This is a genomic window from Streptomyces sp. MB09-01, assembly GCF_033794505.1.
In the GTDB taxonomy this organism is placed as follows: domain Bacteria; phylum Actinomycetota; class Actinomycetes; order Streptomycetales; family Streptomycetaceae; genus Streptomyces.
In genome coordinates this window covers 1-3,468 of sequence record NZ_JARAYQ010000461.1, presented here as the reverse complement: position 1 = coordinate 3,468, position 3,468 = coordinate 1, and the positions used below count along the sequence as shown (strand labels likewise).

The 3,468-nt window shown below is 73.1% G+C and carries 4 protein-coding genes; 3 read left to right on the top strand and 1 reads right to left on the bottom strand.

Translation table 11 applies throughout. The features are described from left to right. Nucleotides 1-2,082: serine/threonine-protein kinase (locus tag PV721_RS42285; RefSeq protein WP_319734050.1), on the bottom strand; the 2,082-nt coding region annotated here is incomplete at its 3' end. A 106-nt stretch (nt 2,083-2,188) separates the two neighbouring features. Between PV721_RS42285 and PV721_RS42280 the strand changes: the two genes are divergently transcribed. From PV721_RS42280 to PV721_RS42270, 3 genes are all read left to right on the top strand, one after another. Then, nucleotides 2,189-2,491 carry a peptidase gene (locus PV721_RS42280; RefSeq protein ID WP_319734048.1) on the top strand — a complete coding sequence of 101 codons (303 nt, stop codon included), beginning with the start codon at nt 2,189-2,191 and terminating at the stop codon, nt 2,489-2,491. A gap of 38 nt (nt 2,492-2,529) precedes the next feature. Beyond that, entirely contained in the window at nt 2,530-2,859 is a 330-nt protein-coding gene (locus PV721_RS42275; RefSeq protein WP_416371291.1) for a peptidase, read from the top strand. Between the two features lie 70 nt (nt 2,860-2,929). Next, nucleotides 2,930-3,460, top strand: a complete 531-nt coding sequence (locus tag PV721_RS42270) for a hypothetical protein (protein WP_416371290.1) — start codon at nt 2,930-2,932, stop codon at nt 3,458-3,460. The last annotated feature ends 8 nt before the right edge of the window (nt 3,461-3,468 follow it).

The following is a 3,468-nucleotide window of genomic DNA, read 5'->3' as shown; positions in this document are numbered from 1 at the left end:
CCCATCGGGCGCCCCCGCGAACACACGCCCCCCGCCGACCACGGGCGCGGGCAGGGTGGAGGTGTACTTGGTGCTGCCGTCGGCCATGCGCGGCCTGGTCTGTCCCGCCGGCCGTCCGCTGCCCGCGTCGACGGCCAGGAGGCGTCCGTCGGGGGCCGTCAGGAAAACCCGGCCGTCGGCGAACACCGGTCGGGAGGCCACCGCCACGCCCGTCTCCAGCCGCCATTGCTCCTTGGCCGTTCCGACCGCGACCAGCGTGCCCGAGGTCCCGAACAGGTACACGGTGCCGTCCTGGCCCACCGTCGCCTCCGCGTCGTACACCGGCGCCGTGAGCGGCACGCGCTGCACCCTGTGCGCCGCCAGGTCGGCGCGCACGACCGCGCCGGTCCGGGAGGACGCGTCGAGGTCCAGCAGGTACAGCCCGCCCTGCGCCGCGCCGACCGGGCGCAGCCGGCCCGCGGTCCGGAGCTGCCAGCGGACCGTCCCGTTCGCCGGATCCACGGCGGCGAGCTGTGTCGACCTTCCGTCGCTCCCGGGCGTCGCCACGTACAGCCCGGGCGTCCCGGACTCGTCCGTGCCGCCCCACCACTCGGCACCGACCCCGCCGACCTGCTGGGTCCAGCGCGGAGTGCCACCGGCCGCGTCCAGCGCGGTGACGCTGCCGGTCGTTCCCACGAGCAGGACCTGCCCGCCCGCGGTCACCACCTGGGAGCCGCCGGGCAGCTTCCGCCTCCAGGTTTCCGTTCCCGTGCCCGGGTCCAGCGCCTGGAGGGTCTCGCTGCCGGGCGCCACCACGAGCACCTGCCCGCCCGCGTGGACCGGCGCGCCGAGGGTCGTCGTCCGCGGCGCCTGGGTGGCCGCCTCCACCGCCCACACGGTGGTGCCGTCCGCGGGGTCCAGCCGGGCCGCGGCGAGGCCCGGCCCCGCGCAGTAGAGCGCCGCCGACTGCCAGGAGCAGGCCCCGATCCGGCTGCCCGTACCGGGTTTGCCCAAGGGGACCGCCCAGGGGACGAAGCTCTTCCGCGGCGCCGGATCCGCCTGCGCGGCGATCTGGCCGCGCGGTCCGGCGTCCGGCCCGAACTGCCAGTACCCGCCGACCGCGGCGGCGCCGGTGAGCAGCAGCCCGACCCCGATCCCGACGGCCGCGCGGGGTCGGCGTCCGGCCCTCTCGGGCTCGACGGCGCTCCGCTCCCGCTGGTGCGTGACCTGCTCCGACTCCGAAGGCTGCCGCGGCCGGGGGATGAAGGCCTGGGTGTCCTCGGCCGTCGGGTACGCGATCGCCCGCATCTCGGCGATCAGTTCCTCGGCGGTGGGCCGCTCCACCGGGTCCTTCGCCAGGCACCGGGCGACGAGCGGTACGAGCCGAGGCGGCAGCCCGGTCAGATCGGGCTCGCTGTGCACCACCTGGTACGCCACCAGGTAGTGGCTGTCCGAGTCGAACGGTCCGTGCCCCGTCGCCGCGTGCACGAGCACGGCCCCCAGGGCGAAGACGTCCGCGGCCGTCCCCACGTCCCGCGGTCGCTGGAACTGCTCGGGCGCCATGTACGGCGGGGTACCGATCAGCTTCCCGGTCTCGGTCCGCAGATCACTGTCCGCCGGACGTGAGATCCCGAAGTCGATGACCCGCACGCCGTCCGGAGCCATCAGCACGTTGCTGGGCTTCAGGTCCCGGTGCACCACTCCGGCCCGGTGGATGTCCCGCAGGGCCTCGGCCAGGCCAGCGGCGAGCCGGGTCAGTTCGACGGGGCCCAGGACCTGTTCCCGTACCCGTTCGGCGAGCGTCGGTGCGTCGAGGAACAGGGTGGCCATCCAAGGCCGTTCGGCATCGGGATCGGCATCCACGACGGGTGCGGTGAAGGCGCCGCTCACCCGCCGGGCCGCGGCGACCTCCTGGCGGAACCGGGCCCGGAACTCCGGATCCACCGCGTGCTCGGGATGCACGATCTTGACGGCGAGTTTCAGCCCCGAGTCGGACGTGGCCAGATGGACGACGCCCATCCCTCCGGAACCGAGCACCGATTCGAGCCGGTACTGCCCGGCGTACTCCGGAAAGCCCACGTAGTCCGCGCGCAGCGAATGCACCGCTCACCACCCCCGCCGGAGCCTAGTCGATGCCCCCTTTGCATCTCCAAGGTCCTGCTACCCTGCGCGAGTTGCGCAGGGCAACGCCCATGGGGGGAGATTTCACATGTCGGTTGAGAACGATTCGAGCCAAATCCAGAGCATGGCCGCCGGTTCCGGCTACCCGATGTTCCCGGTCGCCCCCGGCGTCCGGCTGAACGTCCGCAACGGGCCCGGCACCAATTACTCGGTCATCGAGGTCCTGCCGCTCGGAGCGACCGTCTCGCTCCGCTGCCAGTGCGAGGGCACCACCGTCTCGGGCCCGTACGGCACGACGGACATCTGGGACTGCATCGGCAACGGCCGGTTCGTCTCCGACGCCTACGTGAAGACGGGCAGCGACGGCTACGTCACCAACCAGTGCGGCTGACGACGGGCGGAGAGGACGCGATGATCAGCAGACGACGCATGCTCGGCCTCGGCGGCTCGGTCGTCGCCGTGGCCCCGTTGCTCACACTGGCCACCGCAGCCGAGGCATCGGCCGACGGCGGCTTCCAGACGTTCCCGGTCGCGCCCGGCTACCGGGTGAACGTCCGCAGCGGTCCGGGTACCAGCTACTCGATCGTCAAGGTCCTGCCGTACGACTCGTACGTCTCCATCCGCTGCCAGGGCCCGGGCGACACGATCACCGGCCCGTACGGCACGACGGACATCTGGGACTGCATCGGCAACGGCCAGTTCGTCTCCGACGCCTACGTCAAGACGGGCAGCGACGGCTACGTCGCCACGCGCTGCTGACACGCCCCTGGCCCGTCTGACACGTGAGACACACCCGGCCCGGCCGGCCCGGCAGGGGATAATCGCTGCTGTGAGCGACGACCAGCGAGACCAGACCCCAGCCGAGCCGGCCGCGCAGGCCCCGGTCCCGACCGGCCCCGAGCCCGAGCCGATCCCGTTCTTCGGCACCACCTGGGTGAACCACGACGGCGGCTACGCCCTGCGCCGCGTCGGCCTCGCCCTCGGCTCGCTGCTCACGGCCGTCGCCGCCGCCGTACTGCTGCGCCTCTCCTACGAGGGCCTGGAGATCGGCAACGTCGGCCCCTTCCTCAGCATCTCCGTCGTCGTCCTCTTCGCGATCGCCAGCTCCATCGCCTTCGCCAAGACCTGGGAGTCCTTCAGCCGCCGCCCCGCCCCGTCCTCCGACGAGGCCGCCCTCAAGGGCCTCAAGGCGATCGGCTTCATCGGCTCCCTCATCGCGTACTTCCTGCGCTGCCTCGGCGAGGCCCCGGGCGAGAAGCTCCGCCGCGCCGAGTACGAGCGCGCCAAGGCCGACTTCGCCCGCCGCCGCAGCTCCCGTACGGGGAACCCGGCCGCCCGCCGCCCCAAGCGCAAGAAGTAGTCCGAGCC

Bases quoted from the DNA above. Each gene is read 5' to 3' on its own strand.
- PV721_RS42280 (WP_319734048.1), top strand. From the start codon at position 2,189: ATGTCGGTTGAGAACGATTCGAGCCAAATCCAGAGCATGGCCGCCGGT.
- PV721_RS42275 (WP_416371291.1), top strand. From the start codon at position 2,530: ATGCTCGGCCTCGGCGGCTCGGTCGTCGCCGTGGCCCCGTTGCTCACA.